A 16,735-nucleotide genomic window follows, 5' to 3' on the forward strand; every position below is an offset into this window, starting at 1 on the left:
CGGGGGCCCTCAGTCCTGACCACTCCCTGCGTCCCGCGAGACGGACGCACCGTCGCCACCTCCGCCGGAACCGGCACCGGCACCGGCACCGGCACCGGCGTGGTCCTCGTCATCGTCATCGTCCAGTTCACCGCGGAGGGCGGCCAGGACGAAGGCCACCATGGAGGCGAGGAGGAGCAGCACGAGCGGCCCCCAGATCGCCGGAATCGCCCAGAGCGGCCAGTCGTTGGCCGACTGCGCCCAGAGCGTGAGGATGGCTGTGCCGCCCAGGCCGACGCCGTGCCACCGTACGACGGCCGCTGCTCTCGCATGACGCCGCCTGCCCGGTACGAAGAGCTGCCACAGCCCTCCGACGAGGGCGGCCAGCCCGAACGAGACACAGGCGAGCGCACCGCCGAGCCGGTCCTCGGGCCAGCCCACGGGCCCCGACGACGTCTGCTGCCGCCGCCCGTCGGCGTCCCGGACCTCGACGACCTCCCCGTGCCAGATCAGACCGACGACCTTCTCGCCCGGCTGCATCTCCGACACCACCGGATCGGTGTTCCGGAACGTCACCTCCCAAGGCTTGCCGGAGGGCAGGACCAACTCGGCTTCCGGGGGCTCGCGTCGTTCACGACGGTGCGTATCGACTGCTCTCACGGTGAACTCCTGCTCCCACAGGCACCCCGACGCCTTCACCGGGACGGAGGCACAAGCGGGCGCGGCACGGAACTCGCGCTCCCGCTCCAGCGCACCGCGCACCTGGAAGGCCATCGCGACCCCCACACCGAGAACCACGACAGCGATCAGCACCCACGCCACGGCCCCCCTGACTCTGCGCCCCGCCGGCCCCACCGCGCCCCCTCGTCCGTCCCGCCAGTCCCCTCCAGACACATTTGAGCACGCCTTGCTCCGGCCGATGGCAGCCCGGGCACACAGCGGCCTCGCAGCCGCCCGTGTGCCGCCTGACATGATCAGCGCGTGACCAGTGAAGGCGAATCCGGGCGGCCGGGCCGCAAGAAGTACGTACTGTTCGACGTCGACGGCACATTGATCGACGCGGTGAGCAACCAGCGCCGGGTCTGGGAGACCTGGGCGGAGCGGTACGGGCTGGACGCGGCGGAGGTCTACCGGGTGGCTCTGCGGACGCGGCCGATGGAGACGTTCGCACAGGTCGCCGCGGACCGCGATCCGCACGAGTGCCTGGCCACGCTGCACGAACTGGAGGACGAGGACGTACGGTCCGGCATCTACACGGCCTTCGACGGCGCACCGGAGCTGCTGCACGCCCTGACCCCGGGCGCCTGGGCGCTGGTGACCTCGAACTACGAGCACCGGGTACGCGGCCGCTTCCTGCGGACGGGCCTGCCGCTACCGGACGTGATCGTGGACGCGGCCGCGGTCGAGGAGGGCAAACCCTCTCCCGTGCCCTACCTGCACGCCGCTGCCCGTCTGGGTGCCGACCCGAAGGACTGCCTGGTCATCGAGGACGCCCCCTCCGGCGTACAGTCCGGACTGGACGCCGGGATGACGGTATGGGGCGTGAACGCCACGGTCCCGGTGAAGGGCGTACACCGCCACTTCGCCGGCCTGCGCGAGGCGGTCCCGCACATCCTGGCCTTCGCGTCCGCCGGGTCCTGCGGGGATGCCGCGGCCTGAGGCCGTCCGGCGACGTCGGGCAGTACTCACGGCCCTGAAGCGTCCCGACGCTCCGCGGGCTCCCATCGCCGGAAGGCCGACCGGCCCCGGCTCTCCCGCCGGATGTCCGTCCTCGGTCGTCAGTCTCCCGGTCTGTCGAAGGTCTCCGCCACGGAGCGGAAGTCGTCCTGTTCCGGCGCGGCGGGGTTGATGACGGCTACGAAGTCGGAGAGCGCGGTCTCCGACGGGGTGCCGTCCTCGTTGACACTGCCGGGTTCGTCTTCCCACGCGATCAAGTGGATCACCACCGAGTAGCGGCCCACGGGCAGATCGAACCGGACGGTGTCAGGCCATGCTTCGGCCTCCACGGCCTCGATACCGCTGAGCCACACCTGCCCCGACGAACGAAAGAGGTATGCATCCGAGGTGAGCAGGCAGTGCCTGCTCTCCCCCTCGGTCAGTCGGGCAGGCCGGTCGACCTCGCCTGTGCGGACCACGACTCCGAAGGCCCCGTCACTTCGGATGTTGATGGGGACCAAGGCACCGGTTCGGATGTGCCGTTCAACGTCCTCGTCCTCGCCGAGCTGCGCGTCCCAGGTGTCGTGGTCGACGATGCCGGTGAACTGCTGAGGGTCCCACAGGGCGAGCATTCCGGCGTCGGTTGCCACTGTGGACACGGCTTCGGCAGGGCGCGGCGAAAGATTCATCCGGGGATCCTGCCACGCACATCCGACAACCAGTGGCTAGTCGTCCGAGCCCCCGGCCGGCGGCGGTGCCTGGACGACGAAGAAAAGGAAGCAGGGTTTGGTCGAGAGGTCCTGGAAGCCGTCGGGGAACAGCTCGCGGGCGGCCGGGTCGGGCTGTGGCTCGCTGACGGCGGTGATGCGGAAGCCGGCCGTGGTGAAGGCATCGGTCATCGCGTGCAACGGCTTGCGCCAGAACCTCATCGGGACGGACTGCCCGTTGAACGTCCAGTCGAAGGTATAGCCGGTGGTCGCGAAGTAGTCGGGCCGAGGATCGTGGATCGTGTAGGCGACGAAAGGGTGGTCCACCGACGCGATCAGCCGGCCGCCGGGCCTGAGCACGCGCCGTACCTCGGCCAGCGTAGGCCCCCAGTCCTCCAGGTAGTGCAGGACCAGCGACGCGACGACGTCGTCGAACGCGCCGTCGGCGAACGGCAGAGGGTCGCTCAGGTCCGCCACGTGCAGGGCCGCGTCGTCACCGAGCCGCCGCCTGGCCAGCTCCAGCATCCTGGCGCTGGCGTCGATGCCGGTGACGACGGCACCGCGGTCGCGCAGTGCGGCGGACAGGGGGCCTGAGCCGCAGCCGGCGTCCAGGATCCGACGGCCGGCCACGTCTCCGGCGAGGGCCACCATCGCGGGCCGCGCGTAGTACGCGTTCACGAGGCTGTTCTCGGTCTCCGCCGAGTACGCCTCGGCGAAACTGTCGTAGTCGTTCACCCGGACCGGAGCGGGGGACTGGGCGAGACTCTCGGGCACGTCCGTTACGCGTTCCATCGCCGCAGCCTATGGGGCACATGATCCAGCCGCGCCGCGATCCACCTACGCACAGGGGGATCACGCGCGACGCCCCAACACCCCGTGCCGTATCCTCACGCCACCCGCCGTGCCCGCGACCAGGGGGGATCCAGGATCGTCGGCCGGCTCGACTTTGTGGGGATTCATGCGTTCAGCATCCATAGGTGCCGTGCTCGCCGGTGCCCTCGCCCTGTGCGGCTCTGCTCTCACCGTCCTGCCCGCGCATGCCGCGGAGACCGGGGTGGAGATCAAGAAGGTGTCCGTGAACGGTGGCAAGAGCATCGTCTTCGGGATCTCCCGGACGGAGTCGTTCACCATCTCGGTGACCGCTTCCGATGATTCGGGGATCAGTACGGACCTCGCGTTCTTGGCGATCGACCGGGAGAAGGGGGACGACTACTGGTCGTACCACGGCGTCCCCACGTGCACGGCCACCAGCGCCACCACGTCCACCTGCAAGCTCACCGTCAAGCTCGACCCGGACATCGACCTGCCCCGCAACACCCTTGCCGGGCCCTGGGACGTGTACGTCCAGCTCAAGGCCAAGGACGGTGACTACTACGGCGGCGTCTACGGCACCCACCCGGTGAAGCGGCGCTCCACGCTCAGCGTCGACGCCTCGCCCGAGCCGGTCGCCAAGGGCAAGTCGATCACGGTCACGGGCAAGCTCGCCCGGGCCAACTGGGACCGGTACGTCTACGCGGGCTACACCTATCAGTCCGTCCGGCTCCAGTTCCGGCCCGCGGGCAGCAGCACCTACAGCACCGTCAAGACCGTCAAGACGGACGGCACCGGCAAGTTGAGGACGACCGTCACCGCCAACCGTGACGGTTACTGGCGCTGGAACTTCGCCGGCACCGCCACCACCCCGGCGGTCAAGACCGCCGGTGACTTCGTCGACGTGCGCTGACGTACATCGACAGGCCGGTGCCTATGGCCGCGCCGCACCCGACTGCGGTGCGGTCGCGGTCCTGGTCGGGGCCACCGACGGTTCGGCCCGCGCCGTCGGCGGCAGCGCCGTCGGTGTCGCCGACGGCCGCGTCACCGACGGCGGCGACGACGGCTCGGCAGTGGCGGCCGGACCGCTCGGCGTTGCGGTGGGCCTTCCGGTGGCTGACTCCGACGGCGTGGGCACAGGCGACGGCTCGGGCGGTGTCGTACGGCTGGTCGCCGGCGGGGGTGCCAGCGGGGGCGCCGGGGTCGTGGGGGCGTCGGGCCTCGTGAAGTACAGCGGCACTGCGATGAGCGCCGCGACCGCGCAGGTCGCGCCGACCCCCGCCGCCGTACGCAGGAGGCGGCGGCGGGATGCCTTGCGGCGGATCGCCTCGTAGTGGCCGGGGGGTGGGGCGAGGTGGGCCGAGGACGGGCGGAGGATCACCGCGAGGGGGTCGTCGGGGGCCAGTTCGGGGCCCTCCCCCTCACCGTCAAAGCGTGTGGTCAAGGCTTCTCCTCAGGTGGGCGCGGAGCAGTTCGCGGGCCGCGTGGAGGTCGGCCTTGACGGTTCCTTCCTTGCGTCCGGTGAGCACGGACACCTCCCGGATCGGCATGTCAGCGTAGTAGTGGAGGAGGATCGGGGTGCGGAGGCGTTCGGGGAGGGACTGGACCAGCAGGCGTACGGACGGATCCGGTTGTTCGGTCCGGGAGTCGACCGCCGCCAGCGCCGCCTCCGTCGTGGCCTGGCGCATCGCCTTGCGCTCGCGCTCCAGCTTGCGCCAGTGGTCCCGGACCAGGTTCGCCGCGGTGACGTAGAGGAAGCCGCGCGGTTCCTCCACCCGGCTCCAGCGCGCCCAGAGCCGGGTGAACGCCTCGGAGGCGATCTCGTGGGCCGTCTCGTCGTCGTCGACCAGACGACGGCACCAGCCGGCGAGGCGCGGGTACAGGGCGGCGAACAGCTCGGACGCTGCCTTGTCTCGGGACCGTTTCAACGCTCTCCATGGTCGTGACGGCAGTGATCGTGACGACAGTCGTGGGGCCAGTTCCTGTGGGGGAGGATGCCGGGCCATCGGCTTGTGTTCCGGTGGCCCGGCTCACCCCGGCATCGGTTTCGGTCGGTCGGTGGTTCTTTGGGCCGGTCGGTCAACGGGACGCAGAACTCAACTCGGCGAAGACGATCACGTTGTCGCGGTACTCGTCCCCGTCACGCGGGCCCCCGCACGTGACCAGCCGCAGCTCCGGGCGGTCCACGTCCCCGTACACGTCGTCCGCCGGGAAGTCCGCCTTGGCGACCGTCCGTACGGCGCTGACCGCGAACTCCGCCGAACTGCCGTCCTCCCTGCGCGCCACGATCCGGTCGCCCCGGTGCAGCCGGGCGAGGTGGCGGAACACCCCGTCCCCGTAGGCACCGACCGTGACATGGCCGAGGATGACCGACGGGCCGACCTGACCCGGCGTCGGCGAGTGCCGGTACCAGCCGGCGCGGTCGTCGGCGGTGATCGGCGGCACCTGCACGGTGCCGTCCGCCGCCAGGCCGAGGCGGATGACGGGGGTGTCCACGCCGATCGCCGGGATCCGCAGCCGGACCGGCGCCGAACGCCCCAGCGCACGCGCCGAGTCGGTGGACGCCGAGGAGGACGGACCCCCGTCGGCCGCGTCGGTACCCCTCGTTCTGCGGGAGCGCGCGCTCGCGGCAGGGTCTGTTCCCTGGCCGCCACAGCCCACCAGCAGCGAGGCCATCACCGCCGCGGTGAACGCCCGCCTCGGCAGCGGCGTCATGCGCCGGTCGCCCGCCGACGCCGTACGACGAAGGCGGTCGCGCCACCGGCGAGCAGCACCGCGGCCGCTCCCGCACCGATCATCCCGCCCCGTCCGGTCCCGGACCCCGAAGCCGGCGTCACTCCGGTGTCGGGCGCCCCCGACGGTACGACTGAGACCTGACCGCCCTCCGACGGCCGTGTCGGTTCGGCCGCCGGCGGTTCCGAGGGGACGGGAGAGGCGGTACGGGTCGGCTCGGCGCTCGGTGCGGTGGTCGGCTCGGCACTCGGCTCGGTGGTGGGCGTAGAGACGGCGGTGGCCGTCCGGCCGGGGGCCGGCGTCGGGGAGGTTCCGTCGGCGAAGGCGGGCGTGACGCCCGCCAGCAGGGCGGTGCACGTAAGTGCCATGGCGCTGAGGACGGTTCGGCGCATTGAGTCGCTCTCTTTCGTCTGCCCGCCAGGTACTCCGGTACCCGGCGGGCTGGGTGACGGGTCGAGCGCAGAGACGACGCGGCGGCGGAGCGGGTTGTAAAGAGACGGCAAAGTCGTGGGGGGGGGGAGTCGTGCGGAGCATGACGCGGGCTGATCCACCGCCGTCACACGCTTGCCGTCACCTGGTGAACCGGCCGCGTGCGGCATCCGTACGATGAAGGCGTGACAGCCCGTGCACAGCACCACCGTGCGCTGCGGCTCCCGATGACGGGACCGTGGCGCACGCTTCTGCTGCTCGGGCTGCTCGCCGGGCTGTTCGGGATGCACGCCCTCGGACCCGGCAACGCGGTCGCGGCCGCCTCTCATCACCCCCATGCGCGCGCCATGAGCGCCCATATGCCGGTCACGACCGACGAGACCGTCTGCCACGGCGGCGCCACCGGCGACGGGCACACCCAGCACGCCGACCCGACGTGCGCCTCCGGTGCCGTCGGCGCGGGGCCCGTGCTGCCGGGCCTGCTGCCGGATCCCGCCGGGAGCGCCGTCCACGGCGACCTCTTCGGCCGTTCCGTGACCGCCGCGCCGGAGGGCGGGCGCGCGCCTCCCTCACTGGCCGAACTGCAGATCCTGCGGACCTAGGACAAGGCCGAGCCGTCCCCATCTCCCTCCCCTGGGGCACGGCACTCAGCCATGTCCATTTCCTGCCGCGCCCGTGTCGGCGCAGCAGTTCTCGTACACGCAGGAGTTCTCAGCATGACCAGCACGCGTACTTTCGTCCGTCGCGCCGCCCTGGCCGCGACGGCCGCCACCGCCGCCCTCGTCCTCGCCGCCTGCGGCGGTGACAACGGCGGCTCCGACTCCGGCGCCGCGGCCAAGGAGTCGGCCACGTCGAGCGCCGACGCCACCGCCGGTGCCCACAACGACCAGGACGTCTCCTTCGCGCAGGGCATGATCCCGCACCACGAGCAGGCCGTCGAGATGGCGGGGATGGCCGCCGACCGTGCCTCGTCCACGCAGGTCAAGGACCTCGCCGCACGCATCCGGAAGGCGCAGGACCCGGAGATCGAGACCATGTCCGGGTGGCTGAAGGCCTGGGGCGAGGACGTGCCCTCGTCGATGCCCGGCATGGACCACTCCGGCGGTCACTCCGGTGGTTCCGGCATGGCCGGGATGATGGACCAGAAGGACATGGACGAGCTGATGAAGGCGTCCGGCAAGGCCTTCGACACCATGTTCCTGACCATGATGGTCGAGCACCACGAGGGCGCGGTGGAGATGGCCACCACCGAGAAGGAGAAGGGCCAGTACGGCCCCGCGACCGACCTGGCCGACGCCGTCATCACCGCCCAGACCGCCGAGATCAAGGAGATGAACAAGCTGCTCGGCAAGACCGGCAGCTGACGCTGCGGCGGGCGACGGGGCGTGGCTCGCACCCCGTCGCCCGCGATCCCGCGCTCGGGGGATCGCAGAGGCATGGCGGAGCAGCGTTTCGACGCGTGGGCTTCGGGAGCCGCCTGCGAGCGGTACATGGGCCGGTGGAGAGCTTGTCGGCGAGCGATCGTGGCGGTCGTGGCAGGAGTGCCGGTGCCGTACGGGAATCACACCGCCGGGCGGCAGAGTTCACGAGTCACGACCGCCGCACGCGCCGAAGAGCCGAAGAGGAGCCACGGATGTCCGACGCAGGGAACGCAGGGGACGCAGGGAACGCGGCGAACGCGGGCGACGCCGCACCGGCCGAACCCGCCGTCCGTGAGCTCCGCCTGGTCGTCACGGCGGCCGACTACGACGAGGCGCTGCGCTTCTACCGGGACGTGCTGGGCCTCCCCGAGCGCGGGGCGTTCTCGTCCCCCGGCGGCCGGGTCACCATCCTCGAGGCCGGGCGGGCCACGCTGGAGCTGACCGATCCGAACCACGCCGGGTTCATCGACGAGGTCGAGGTCGGCCGGCGGGTGGCGGGCCATGTCCGGGTCGCCTTCCAGGTGGACGACTCCACCGCCGTCACGGCCAGGCTGGCGGCCGCCGGGGCCGAGGTCCTCGCGGAGCCGACCCGCACGCCCTGGAACTCCCTCAACTCCCGCCTCGAAGCGCCCGGCGCCCTTCAGCTGACGCTCTTCACTGAGCTGGACGAGGCGGGCGGGGAACGGGCGTAGACCCGCGACGACGCGCGGCACGCGGCTCCGCAGGGACGGGCCGGCTCCCTCGGGGAGCTTATTCGTCCGTTTCGGTGATAATTGAGGCATGAGTACGGCAGCGACGTTTGTACTAGCGGCCTCGTCGAGTCAGGTACTCAACCTGGTCGGAGCCTTCGTGGGTGGCCTGTTCATCGCCGGCGCCCTGATCTGGGCCGTGCAGCTCGGCATGCGGGTCCGTGACAAGGAACTGCCCCGCCCCAAGCCCGACGAGCAGCCTCACCTCCCCGACACCGGCCCGGTCCACGAGATCCGGGAGGTACGGGAGCCGGACGAAGTGCCGCATGCGGAGGGCAAGGAACGCCTCCTGCCGCACGAGCTGCACCATGCGGGCAGCAGGCGCAGTGAGGACCAGCACCGCAAGCGCTGGCTGCCCGGCAAGAGCGGCTCCTTCGGCGGGGGCGGTCTGGGGCACGCCTGAGCCCAGGACACCGGGCACACGGGCGTCGGGGCCGGCTGTGCGACGAGCCGTGCCCCGACGACCTAGGCGCCCCGCTGCGAGGCGCTTCGCTGGGAAGCGCCGGGCGAGCCGAGGGTGCCGGGGCCGCCGCCGGAGACGTCCGGGGCCAGGGCGAGGGCCAGGATCACGAAGAAGTCGATCCCCACCATGATCACCGACCACACCGGCGTGTACGGCAGGAACAGGAAGTGGGCGACCAGGCTGACGGACGCCAGGAAGATGCCGGTGATCCGGGCCCACCAGGCTCCCTTGAGGATGCCGTAGCCGACCGCGGCGGCCACGACGCCGAGGGCGAGCAGGATCCAGCCCCACGCCGTGAGGTTGATCTTGAAGACGTAGTCGCCGAGACGGCCGTAGACATCGTCCTCCGCGATCGCGGAGATGCCCTGCAGGACGGCCAGCAGCCCGCTCACCAGCATCAGCACACCGGCGAAGACGAGCGCGCCGGTGCCCCAGCCGGAGGCGGCGGGATCGGGCCGGTATCCGCCGGGGGGTGCGGGGGCGGGTGCGGCGGTGGGTCCGGCCTCGGCCGGACGCCGGGAAGCGGGAGAGCCATGGGCTGCGTCGGTGGCATGTGGCTGCGGCTGGCTCATGGCTGCCGTACCCCACTTCTCGCGTGTTCCGCGGTCGGCTTCTGCGGTGTTCTGCGGTCGATACGACGATGGCCGCACCCGCGGGCCCGCCACCACGGGAGACGGGCCGATCGAGTGACGGCCGGGGTGCGGGCACGGGCGTACGGAACTTCACTGGAGGTCGAACCGGAACGCACCCGCTGGAGGCGCCATGCCCGGTCACCGAACCCGGTGGACGACGACGACCACGATCCTCATTGCGACCGCCGCGCTGGCCGCCACCCTCCTGACCGCGTGCGGCGACGACGACACACCCTCCTCGGTGGCCAGTGAGGCGGCATCGGCCTTCGCCTCGGCGACGGCGGAGGCGGGCCGGCAGCTGGACGACATCAAGGGCGGCATCGACGCCAAGGACGCGGTGAGCCTGGGCGACCCGACGACCGACGGGGACGGGCGTACGACCGTGCAGGTCACGGCGAAGAACACGACCGACTCGACGAGATCCTTCGCCGTTCAGATCAACTTCCGTGACGAGGACGGCAACCTCCTGGACGCGGCCGTGGCCACCGTGTCCGACGTACCGGCGGGTGAGACGGGCACGAGCACCGCACGCAGCACACGGGACCTGAGTGGCGAGGTACGGGCGGAGGTGGCGCGGGCGGTGCGCTACTGACGGATTTTCGGATGCGGCAGGGCGCCGCCCCGTGGTGGGATGCGCCGCATGAGCGACTCATCGCTGCGTGCCCGTATCGAGCAGTACTACGCCACCGTGCCGCTGCTGTTCGCCGACGCCGAGGAGTTCGGGCCGCTGCGGCTGTTCGTGCGGAAGGAACCGGGAACCCCGTACTACGGCGGTCCGAGCCACGCCCAACCCGTCGCGGAGCGCTCCGCGGACGTCACCGACGCCGACATCGCCCGGGTGCGCGCCCGGCAGCGGGAGCTCGGCGTGCCGGGAGCCTTTGAATGGCTCGCCGAGGCGGCGCCGACGCTGCGCGCACGTATCGAGGCGGCCGGCCTCCCGGTGGCGGAACGCCCGCTGATGGCCCTGGACCCGCACCACCCGCTGCCCCCGCAGCCCCTGCCGGACGGCGTCACGATCCGCGTCCTGACGGCCGACGACCCGGCCCTGCCCGCGGCTCTCGCCCTTCCCCGCCTGGCCTTCGCCCGGGCAGGCACCGCGGTGGGCCCGGCGGGCCCCGCGGAACTGGCCGCTGTGGCCGAGGAATTGACCGCCGACGGCACGGTCGGGACGACCCGCCCCACCCTCCTCTCCGGCCACAAGACACTCGTCGCCGCCCTCGCCCCTGACGGCACCCCGCTCGCCGTCGGCCACTACCACCCCGCGAACGGCACCACCGAGATCGGCGGCGTCGGCACCCTGCCCACCGCCCGCCGCCAGGGCCTGGGCGCCGCCGTCACCGCGGCCCTGGCCGCCCACGCCCGCGCCCACGGAGTGCACACGGTCTTCCTCGCCTACGCGGAGGAAACCGTCGCCCGCATCTACGCCCGCCTGGGCTTCCGCCCCGCCGGCGTCACCCTTCTGATCGCGGATCAGCCGGCACGGTCGTAGGCACACGGACCGGGACCGCAGCCGATAGGGTCGCCACGCTTGTGCGACCGGCGGAGTCGAAGGAGTTGCCGGACATGTGGTCTGACCCGTGGGCGGTGGTCGACGAATCCGATCGGCAGCAGTGGGACTATGCGCCGCTCGAACGGGTCGGCCCGCTGCGCTTCGGCATGAGCCCGCAGGAGGCGACCGTCGCGATGGAGGCACGGGGATTCGCCTCCGATGCCGCCGCGAAGGTCGGTGAGTTCGGCCCCTTCCAGCAGCTGTGCACGCGATTCCGCGCGGTGGGCGCCCCGCCGTACCGAGTGGACGCCACGGCCTACTACGTCGGCCCGGTGGGACTGACCTGCATCACCGTGGACGCCCTGTCCGGACCGCAGGTGACGTTCGACGGGATCCGGCTGATCGGCCGGCCGCCGTCGGAGCTCTCGGCCGAACTCTGCGCCTACCTGGAGAAGACCGGCAGGGACATCGAGATCACCACCGGAGGAGACATCGGCTCACAGCAGTTGGGGATGAACCCGCGTGCGCAGCGAGCCGGCGACATCCTGCTCACACGGCTGGTCTTCGGCCGGCCCCACGACTGGGCCAACACCGTGTTCGACTGCATCCCCGCCGACGAGTGGCGCGTCCACTGAGCCCGCCCGCGTTCAGCGACGCCGCTTCACGTCCGTGCAGCTGACCTCCACGGAACCGCCGTACGACGCGACGTCGACGCCCGCGTCACCGACCCTGCCGGACTGGCACAGCTCGCCGCCCATGCTGCGCAGGTCGAGGACGAACTCCACGGCGTCACCGGAGCGCCTCGGTCCGTGGATGCTCCGGTCTATGTAGCCGAGGCGGTGCAGTGCCGTCCTGACCTGCTGTGGTGTCGGGTCGGTCAGACCGCTGAGCGCCTCGGTGATCCGGCGTTCGTGGTTGCGGGCCGCGCATTTCTCGATGGAGCCCAGCTCGGTTTCCTTCTTGGCGGCCTCCGGGTCCCGCGGTTCGGACGTCGGCGGGGGCTCCTCCGGGACGGGGAGGTCGGGGAGCGGCTCGGTGGGGGGCTCTTCGGCGGGCTGCTCCTCCACCGGTTCCGTAGGCAGTCCCTTGGGCAGCAGATGCTTCGCGCACGGTTCGGCGACGGAGTTGAGGAGTTCCATGAACGGGAGGAACTCGGCGTCGTCCGCGTCGACGTCGTCGGTCGGGGTGGGCGTCGGCGAGGGCGCCTCGGCCCGGGCCCTCGCCGCCGGCTTCCCGGCACTGTCGCCGCCGTCGCCGTCGCCGCCTCCGGGACGTTCCGTGCCGCAGGCGGCGAGGGCCACGGCGCACAGTGCGGTCAACGCCGTGCCGCGCAAGGCGCGTCGCAGGCGCCGCAAAGGCGCGGTACAGGAGTTCTGCCTGGCAGATCGCTTCATGCTCGCAGTGTGGGCGTGGGCACAGGCCCCGGCATGAGTACGGGCACTCAGGGCTCGCGGCCCCGCGTACTCACGTGAACCGACGCCGATCCACGTCGCGCGCTAGAAGCGACGGCCCCCACTGTCCGACACCGTGTCCCGCTGCCCCTCCGCCGCCCCGGCGACGGTGATGTTGATCTGCTCGCTCGTCGCGCTGACGCCGTTCATCGTCGCCGTCGCCTGGAGGCGGCCCGGGCCGGGGCGGAGGGCGAGGCCGGGGACGCAGGACCAGATGCCGTCGGGGGCGGCCGTGGTCGTGCAGACCTCGTTCTCCGCCGCGTCGCGGACCGTGACCTGGGCGCCGGGGTAGGCCGTCCCGGACGTCTGCGGCGACGCGCTCAACGGCACGCCCGACTGGGGGCGCGACAGCGTCGGCGCGGGCAGCCCGACCGTCACGGCGCAGGTGCCCTTCGCCCGCACGGTGCCCTTCGCGTCCCTCAGGGTCAGGGTGCAGTCGGGGAGACGGGTGCCGGGCTCGGCGTCCGGGCCGACCGACAGGACGAAGGGGAACGTACGGCTCTTCCAGGCCGCCGGTGCCGACGCGTCGCCGGCCACCGCGGACGTCCCCGTGAAGGTGTACGTCCCGCTGCCCCCGCCCCGCGCCACCTCCGCCCGGTACCCGCTCACCGCGAACGGCGTGCCCGTCACCCTCGCCCTCGCCGGGGCCGTCAGCGTCAGCGTGGAGCCCGCTCCCAGCGCCGCACCCTCGTATCCGCCGACCTCGACGATGCCTTCCCGCCCGGGTTCGATGGTCGCGGCGGCCCAGAGGCCGCGGCCGGCCGATCCGTAGGCGGTCCCGGACATCACCATCACGCCTGCCAGGGCGAGCGCCGCCCCCCATGTCGTCGTCTTCCAGGACCTGGTCATGCCTGCGATTCTCACGGCGCCACCGCCGACCGGCGCGCGTTGTTGCTCCGTCCGGGCAGGAGGCCGGCCATGTCAGCCGTCCCCGCCCGGCTCGGGATGCCGTACCGCCTTCTTCACGTCCGCCTCGACCTCGTTGCGCGAGGTGCCCTGTTCCTTCGCGTACTCGGTCATCGCGGACTGGATGTCACGGGCGAGGTCGCGCCAGGCCCGCCAGGCGGTCTCGTACGTGTCGGTCTGGAGCTCGGTCCAGGGCGTGTGGGCGGGCGGACCGTACTGGTCCCGGAGCTCCTCGACCCTGGTGTGCGCCTGGTCCGCCGCCCGCTGCATGGCGACCAGTTCGTCGAAGGTGCGTGCCATGCATGCGAATCCTTGGGCAGCGGAACCGCACCACCCACCGCGCCACGCCGCCCTCCGGCCGACCGGGTCTGCCCGAAGCCCGGGAAGCACCCGACCAGATCACAACGGCCGGCCCACAGCGGGCCCACCCGCAGCCTGATCTACGCCAGCCAGACCGTCGTGTCCGGCCCCAGTCGGCCCTCCTCCAGCGGTGCGCTCGCGATCAGCACCTCGCCCGGTGGCAGCTCGACCGGCGTACCGGAGAGGTTGGCCACGCATCGCCAGCCGTCCGAGCGGGCGAAGTGCAGGACGCCGGGCGGAGTGTCGGGCAGCCACTCCAGGTCCTCCCCGTCCAGCAGTTTGCGGCGCAGGCGCAGGGCCCTGCGGTAGAGCTCCAGGGTGGAGGCCTCCACGCCGTCCTGGGCCTCGACGGCGTACCGCGCGAAGGACGGCGGCTGCGGCAGCCACGCACCGCCCGCGCCGAAGCCGTACGAGGGGCCCGTCGTCGTCCACGGCAGCGGCACCCGGCAGCCGTCGCGGCCCTTGCGGACGCGCCCCGTCTGTTCCCAGATCGGGTCCTGGAGGACCTCGAAGGGCAGGTCGGCGACCTCGGGCAGGCCGAGTTCCTCGCCCTGGTAGACGTACGACGAACCGGGCAGCGCCAGCATGAGGAGGGTCGCGGCGCGGGCGCGGCGAAGGCCGGCGGACTCGTCGACGGCCGGGGCGTGGCCGCCGGAGAGCAGCCAGGCGTTCTCGTCGGTGCCAGGCGGGAGCATCAGGCGGGAGGCGTGGCGTACGACGTCGTGGTTGGAGAGGACCCAGGTGGCGGAGGCGCCCGCCGCGCGGGCCGTGGCCAGCGAGTCGGTGATGATCCGCTTGAGCTCCTCCGCGTCCCAACCCGCTTGCAGGTACTCGAAGTTGAACGCCTGGCCGAGTTCGTCCGGGCGGGCGTACAGGGCGCGGCGGGCGCTCGGGTTCACCCAGGCCTCGGCCACCGCCATGCGGGGCGGGCGGTAGGCGTCGAGGATCTTGCGCCAGTCGCGGTAGATCTCGTGGACCTCGTCGCGGTCGTAGAAGGGGTGGGTGCCGGGCGGGAACTGCGGGAGGGCGTCCTCGCGGCTCAGCTCCGGGGCGCCCAGGTCCCGTAGCGGCTCGCTCAGGTCCTTGGCGAGCGCGTGGGCGACGTCGACGCGGAAGCCGTCGACGCCGCGGTCGGACCAGAAGCGCAGGGTGGTGCGGAAGTCGGCGCGGACCTCCTCGTTCTCCCAGTTCAGGTCGGGCTGCTGGGGGGTGAACAGGTGCAGGTACCACTGGCCGTCGGGGACGCGGCGCCAGGCGCTGCCGCCGAAGACCGACTGCCAGTCGGTGGGCGGGAGTTCGCCGTGCGGGCCGCGGCCGTCGCGGAAGACGTAGCGGTCGCGGGCCGCGGAGCCGGGGCCGGCCCGCAGCGCCTCCTGGAACCAGACGTGCTGGTGGGAGGTGTGGTTGGGGACCAGGTCGACGATCACCTTCAGGCCGAGCCGGTGGGCCTCGGCGGCCATGGCGTCGAAGTCGTCGAGGGTGCCGAGGCGCGGGTCGACGTCGCGGTAGTCGGCGACGTCGTAGCCGCCGTCGGCCAGCTCGGAGGGGTAGAAGGGGCTGAGCCACAGCGCGTCGACGCCGAGCGCGGCGAGGTGGCTCAGGCGCTGGGCGACGCCCTTGAGGTCACCGAGCCCGTCGCCGTCGCCGTCGGCGAAGCTGCGGGGATAGACCTGGTAGATGACGGCCTGGCGCCACCAGTCGGGGTTGCGGGACGAGAGGTCGGGGGTGTCAGGCGTGGTGGTGCGGACGGTCACGCGGACTCCTCACGGGTGCGTACGGGCGTCAATGAGAACTCTGTCCACTTGGCCGGAAAAGCGAACACCGCGAAGTGCGGAGTAGATCATTCCTCGTGTGATGGAATTGTGATTGCCGTTTGAACTTCCCTTGCGTTCCCGCAGGTTGACAGCGTTGTCCCGTCGCCCGACGATGTGCTCACGCTGTGGCGCATGTGACCAATGAGCCCAGCGATTCTTCTTCGACCACTCACCCCTGATGGGATACGCATGTCCATAGCGAGACGTGTCATCGCGCGACGCCTGCTGGGGACGGGCGCCGCGTCGCTCGCCCTGTGCGCGGCCGGCGTCGCCTCCGCCTCCGGCGCCTGGGCCACCGGTCCGCACGGCGGTGACGGCTGGAAGACCGGCGGCCACTACCAGCCCGGTACCGGCGCCGGCACGGAGACGGCCACCGACCGCTGCCAGTTCTCGCTCGACGGCACGAACTTCTACGACTCGGTCAAGGTCGACGACCAGAGCCTGAAGGTCAGCGGCGACGGCAAGGTCCACATCACCGTCCGCGCCGCCGCCGACGCCACCACCTGCACCGCCTCGCTCGCCTCCTACCTCGCCCACGGGGCGACCTTCGCCACCTCCGGCGAGCAGGTCTTCGTCGACTTCGACACGGTCACCGTCAAGCCCGGCCGGACCGACACCCTCGACATCGCCGTGCCGGACGCGGGCTGCTACGCGCAGATCGACCTGTACCGCGGCGCGGTGAAGTTCGACGGCAGGTTCGACGCGAACGACGGCTTCGAGCACGGCGACCTGCCCAAGGGCCCGGACCGCCCGGTCATCAAGGACAAGCTGATCGCGGCCTGGAACGGCGGCACGAAGGACTGCACGACCGAGCCTCCGGCGACCGAGGAGCCGCCGACCACGCCGCCGGCCGAGCCGTCGGAGCCGCCGACCGACGAGCCGTCGACCCCGGCGGAGGAGACGACGCCGCCGGCCTCGCAGACGCCGTCCACCGAGTCCCCGACCCCGGAGCCCTCCGACTCGACCTCGCCCCCGGCGCCGTCCCCCGACGGCGGCGGCGACCTCGCCGAGACCGGCGGCAGCAGCGCGACCGGCCCGATCGCCATCGGCGCGGTGGTGCTGGTCGCGGGCGGCGCGGCGTTCGTCGTGGCGTCGAAGCGGCGGCGTACGGCGCGTTCCTGACCCACCGTCACTGA

At 72.1% G+C, this 16,735-nt stretch carries 22 protein-coding genes; 10 read left to right on the forward strand and 12 right to left on the reverse strand.

Translation table 11 applies throughout. From position 1 onward, the window contains the following. Window positions 1-9: 9 nt before the first annotated feature. Window positions 10-801 carry a hypothetical protein gene (locus ACZ7L6_RS16215; RefSeq protein WP_471924221.1) on the reverse strand — a complete coding sequence of 264 codons (792 nt, stop codon included), beginning with the start codon at window positions 799-801 and terminating at the stop codon, window positions 10-12. A 159-nt stretch (window positions 802-960) separates the two neighbouring features. Between ACZ7L6_RS16215 and ACZ7L6_RS16220 the strand changes: the two genes are divergently transcribed. Further along, window positions 961-1,638: an HAD family hydrolase gene (locus tag ACZ7L6_RS16220; RefSeq protein WP_471924223.1), complete on the forward strand. Its 678-nt coding sequence runs from the start codon at window positions 961-963 to the stop codon at window positions 1,636-1,638. Between the two features lie 119 nt (window positions 1,639-1,757). On the opposite strand, the gene ACZ7L6_RS16225 is transcribed toward ACZ7L6_RS16220, so the two are convergent. Continuing rightward, on the reverse strand, window positions 1,758-2,324 hold the full coding sequence (locus ACZ7L6_RS16225; protein ID WP_471924225.1) for a hypothetical protein: 567 nt from the start codon (window positions 2,322-2,324) through the stop codon (window positions 1,758-1,760). 36 nt (window positions 2,325-2,360) lie between these two features. Then, the gene (locus ACZ7L6_RS16230) at window positions 2,361-3,134 is read right to left on the reverse strand and encodes a class I SAM-dependent methyltransferase (protein WP_471924227.1); all 774 of its coding nucleotides are present in this window, start codon (window positions 3,132-3,134) and stop codon (window positions 2,361-2,363) included. A gap of 166 nt (window positions 3,135-3,300) precedes the next feature. Between ACZ7L6_RS16230 and ACZ7L6_RS16235 the strand changes: the two genes are divergently transcribed. Continuing rightward, window positions 3,301-4,065, forward strand: a complete 765-nt coding sequence (locus ACZ7L6_RS16235) for a hypothetical protein (RefSeq protein ID WP_471924229.1) — start codon at window positions 3,301-3,303, stop codon at window positions 4,063-4,065. A gap of 21 nt (window positions 4,066-4,086) precedes the next feature. On the opposite strand, the gene ACZ7L6_RS16240 is transcribed toward ACZ7L6_RS16235, so the two are convergent. From ACZ7L6_RS16240 to ACZ7L6_RS16255, 4 genes are all read right to left on the reverse strand, one after another. Further along, window positions 4,087-4,596: a hypothetical protein gene (locus tag ACZ7L6_RS16240; RefSeq protein WP_471924231.1), complete on the reverse strand. Its 510-nt coding sequence runs from the start codon at window positions 4,594-4,596 to the stop codon at window positions 4,087-4,089. Then, window positions 4,580-5,080: an RNA polymerase sigma factor gene (locus ACZ7L6_RS16245; RefSeq protein WP_471924233.1), complete on the reverse strand. Its 501-nt coding sequence runs from the start codon at window positions 5,078-5,080 to the stop codon at window positions 4,580-4,582. The genes ACZ7L6_RS16240 and ACZ7L6_RS16245 overlap by 17 nt, the downstream gene beginning before the upstream one ends. Window positions 5,081-5,231: 151 nt before the next feature. Next, the gene (locus ACZ7L6_RS16250; RefSeq protein ID WP_471924235.1) at window positions 5,232-5,867 is read right to left on the reverse strand and encodes a class F sortase; all 636 of its coding nucleotides are present in this window, start codon (window positions 5,865-5,867) and stop codon (window positions 5,232-5,234) included. Continuing rightward, complete coding sequence (locus tag ACZ7L6_RS16255) at window positions 5,864-6,277, reverse strand: sortase-dependent protein (protein ID WP_471924237.1); 414 nt, start codon at window positions 6,275-6,277, stop codon at window positions 5,864-5,866. The genes ACZ7L6_RS16250 and ACZ7L6_RS16255 overlap by 4 nt, the downstream gene beginning before the upstream one ends. A 222-nt stretch (window positions 6,278-6,499) precedes the next feature. Here ACZ7L6_RS16255 and ACZ7L6_RS16260 point away from each other — a divergent pair, with 222 nt between their 5' ends. The 4 genes from ACZ7L6_RS16260 (at window position 6,500) to ACZ7L6_RS16275 (ending at window position 8,887) form a co-directional block, all read left to right on the forward strand. Next, entirely contained in the window at window positions 6,500-6,916 is a 417-nt protein-coding gene (locus ACZ7L6_RS16260; RefSeq protein ID WP_471924239.1) for a DUF6153 family protein, read from the forward strand. A gap of 114 nt (window positions 6,917-7,030) precedes the next feature. After that, a complete protein-coding gene (locus ACZ7L6_RS16265; RefSeq protein ID WP_471924241.1) occupies window positions 7,031-7,678 on the forward strand; it encodes a DUF305 domain-containing protein in 648 nt (215 codons plus the stop codon). A 269-nt stretch (window positions 7,679-7,947) separates the two neighbouring features. Beyond that, window positions 7,948-8,427: a VOC family protein gene (locus tag ACZ7L6_RS16270; protein WP_471924243.1), complete on the forward strand. Its 480-nt coding sequence runs from the start codon at window positions 7,948-7,950 to the stop codon at window positions 8,425-8,427. Window positions 8,428-8,515: 88 nt separating this feature from the next. Further along, entirely contained in the window at window positions 8,516-8,887 is a 372-nt protein-coding gene (locus ACZ7L6_RS16275; RefSeq protein ID WP_471924245.1) for a DUF6479 family protein, read from the forward strand. 62 nt (window positions 8,888-8,949) lie between these two features. Here the strand turns inward: ACZ7L6_RS16275 and ACZ7L6_RS16280 are convergent, their stop codons facing one another. Further along, complete coding sequence (locus tag ACZ7L6_RS16280; protein WP_471924247.1) at window positions 8,950-9,519, reverse strand: DUF7144 family membrane protein; 570 nt, start codon at window positions 9,517-9,519, stop codon at window positions 8,950-8,952. A 190-nt stretch (window positions 9,520-9,709) separates the two neighbouring features. On the opposite strand from ACZ7L6_RS16280, the gene ACZ7L6_RS16285 reads away from it, so the two are divergent. From ACZ7L6_RS16285 to ACZ7L6_RS16295, 3 genes are all read left to right on the forward strand, one after another. After that, complete coding sequence (locus ACZ7L6_RS16285; protein WP_471924249.1) at window positions 9,710-10,171, forward strand: FxLYD domain-containing protein; 462 nt, start codon at window positions 9,710-9,712, stop codon at window positions 10,169-10,171. 48 nt (window positions 10,172-10,219) lie between these two features. Next, complete coding sequence (locus ACZ7L6_RS16290; protein ID WP_471924251.1) at window positions 10,220-11,068, forward strand: GNAT family N-acetyltransferase; 849 nt, start codon at window positions 10,220-10,222, stop codon at window positions 11,066-11,068. Window positions 11,069-11,142: 74 nt separating this feature from the next. Continuing rightward, a complete protein-coding gene (locus tag ACZ7L6_RS16295) occupies window positions 11,143-11,703 on the forward strand; it encodes a hypothetical protein (protein ID WP_471924253.1) in 561 nt (186 codons plus the stop codon). 12 nt (window positions 11,704-11,715) lie between these two features. Here the strand turns inward: ACZ7L6_RS16295 and ACZ7L6_RS16300 are convergent, their stop codons facing one another. The 4 genes from ACZ7L6_RS16300 to ACZ7L6_RS16315 form a co-directional block, all read right to left on the reverse strand. Continuing rightward, window positions 11,716-12,462: a hypothetical protein gene (locus ACZ7L6_RS16300; protein WP_471924256.1), complete on the reverse strand. Its 747-nt coding sequence runs from the start codon at window positions 12,460-12,462 to the stop codon at window positions 11,716-11,718. A gap of 102 nt (window positions 12,463-12,564) precedes the next feature. Continuing rightward, a complete protein-coding gene (locus tag ACZ7L6_RS16305) occupies window positions 12,565-13,368 on the reverse strand; it encodes a carboxypeptidase regulatory-like domain-containing protein (protein ID WP_471924258.1) in 804 nt (267 codons plus the stop codon). A gap of 72 nt (window positions 13,369-13,440) precedes the next feature. Further along, window positions 13,441-13,725 carry a hypothetical protein gene (locus ACZ7L6_RS16310; RefSeq protein WP_471924261.1) on the reverse strand — a complete coding sequence of 95 codons (285 nt, stop codon included), beginning with the start codon at window positions 13,723-13,725 and terminating at the stop codon, window positions 13,441-13,443. A gap of 140 nt (window positions 13,726-13,865) precedes the next feature. Next, window positions 13,866-15,539: a glycoside hydrolase family 13 protein gene (locus tag ACZ7L6_RS16315; protein WP_471924263.1), complete on the reverse strand. Its 1,674-nt coding sequence runs from the start codon at window positions 15,537-15,539 to the stop codon at window positions 13,866-13,868. 249 nt (window positions 15,540-15,788) lie between these two features. On the opposite strand from ACZ7L6_RS16315, the gene ACZ7L6_RS16320 reads away from it, so the two are divergent. Further along, on the forward strand, window positions 15,789-16,721 hold the full coding sequence (locus ACZ7L6_RS16320) for an LAETG motif-containing sortase-dependent surface protein (RefSeq protein ID WP_471924266.1): 933 nt from the start codon (window positions 15,789-15,791) through the stop codon (window positions 16,719-16,721). The last annotated feature ends 14 nt before the right edge of the window (window positions 16,722-16,735 follow it).

Source organism: Streptomyces sp. NPDC107522, from assembly GCF_055657525.1.

Coding starts and splice junctions, on each gene's coding strand:
- ACZ7L6_RS16225 (WP_471924225.1), bottom strand. CDS start 2,324: ATGAATCTTTCGCCGCGCCCTGCCGAAGCCGTGTCCACAGTGGCAACC.
- ACZ7L6_RS16230 (WP_471924227.1), bottom strand. CDS start 3,134: ATGGAACGCGTAACGGACGTGCCCGAGAGTCTCGCCCAGTCCCCCGCT.
- ACZ7L6_RS16235 (WP_471924229.1), top strand. CDS start 3,301: ATGCGTTCAGCATCCATAGGTGCCGTGCTCGCCGGTGCCCTCGCCCTG.
- ACZ7L6_RS16250 (WP_471924235.1), bottom strand. CDS start 5,867: ATGACGCCGCTGCCGAGGCGGGCGTTCACCGCGGCGGTGATGGCCTCG.
- ACZ7L6_RS16255 (WP_471924237.1), bottom strand. CDS start 6,277: ATGCGCCGAACCGTCCTCAGCGCCATGGCACTTACGTGCACCGCCCTG.
- ACZ7L6_RS16265 (WP_471924241.1), top strand. CDS start 7,031: ATGACCAGCACGCGTACTTTCGTCCGTCGCGCCGCCCTGGCCGCGACG.
- ACZ7L6_RS16270 (WP_471924243.1), top strand. CDS start 7,948: ATGTCCGACGCAGGGAACGCAGGGGACGCAGGGAACGCGGCGAACGCG.
- ACZ7L6_RS16275 (WP_471924245.1), top strand. CDS start 8,516: ATGAGTACGGCAGCGACGTTTGTACTAGCGGCCTCGTCGAGTCAGGTA.
- ACZ7L6_RS16280 (WP_471924247.1), bottom strand. CDS start 9,519: ATGAGCCAGCCGCAGCCACATGCCACCGACGCAGCCCATGGCTCTCCC.
- ACZ7L6_RS16285 (WP_471924249.1), top strand. CDS start 9,710: ATGCCCGGTCACCGAACCCGGTGGACGACGACGACCACGATCCTCATT.
- ACZ7L6_RS16290 (WP_471924251.1), top strand. CDS start 10,220: ATGAGCGACTCATCGCTGCGTGCCCGTATCGAGCAGTACTACGCCACC.
- ACZ7L6_RS16295 (WP_471924253.1), top strand. CDS start 11,143: ATGTGGTCTGACCCGTGGGCGGTGGTCGACGAATCCGATCGGCAGCAG.
- ACZ7L6_RS16300 (WP_471924256.1), bottom strand. CDS start 12,462: ATGAAGCGATCTGCCAGGCAGAACTCCTGTACCGCGCCTTTGCGGCGC.
- ACZ7L6_RS16305 (WP_471924258.1), bottom strand. CDS start 13,368: ATGACCAGGTCCTGGAAGACGACGACATGGGGGGCGGCGCTCGCCCTG.
- ACZ7L6_RS16310 (WP_471924261.1), bottom strand. CDS start 13,725: ATGGCACGCACCTTCGACGAACTGGTCGCCATGCAGCGGGCGGCGGAC.
- ACZ7L6_RS16320 (WP_471924266.1), top strand. CDS start 15,789: ATGTCCATAGCGAGACGTGTCATCGCGCGACGCCTGCTGGGGACGGGC.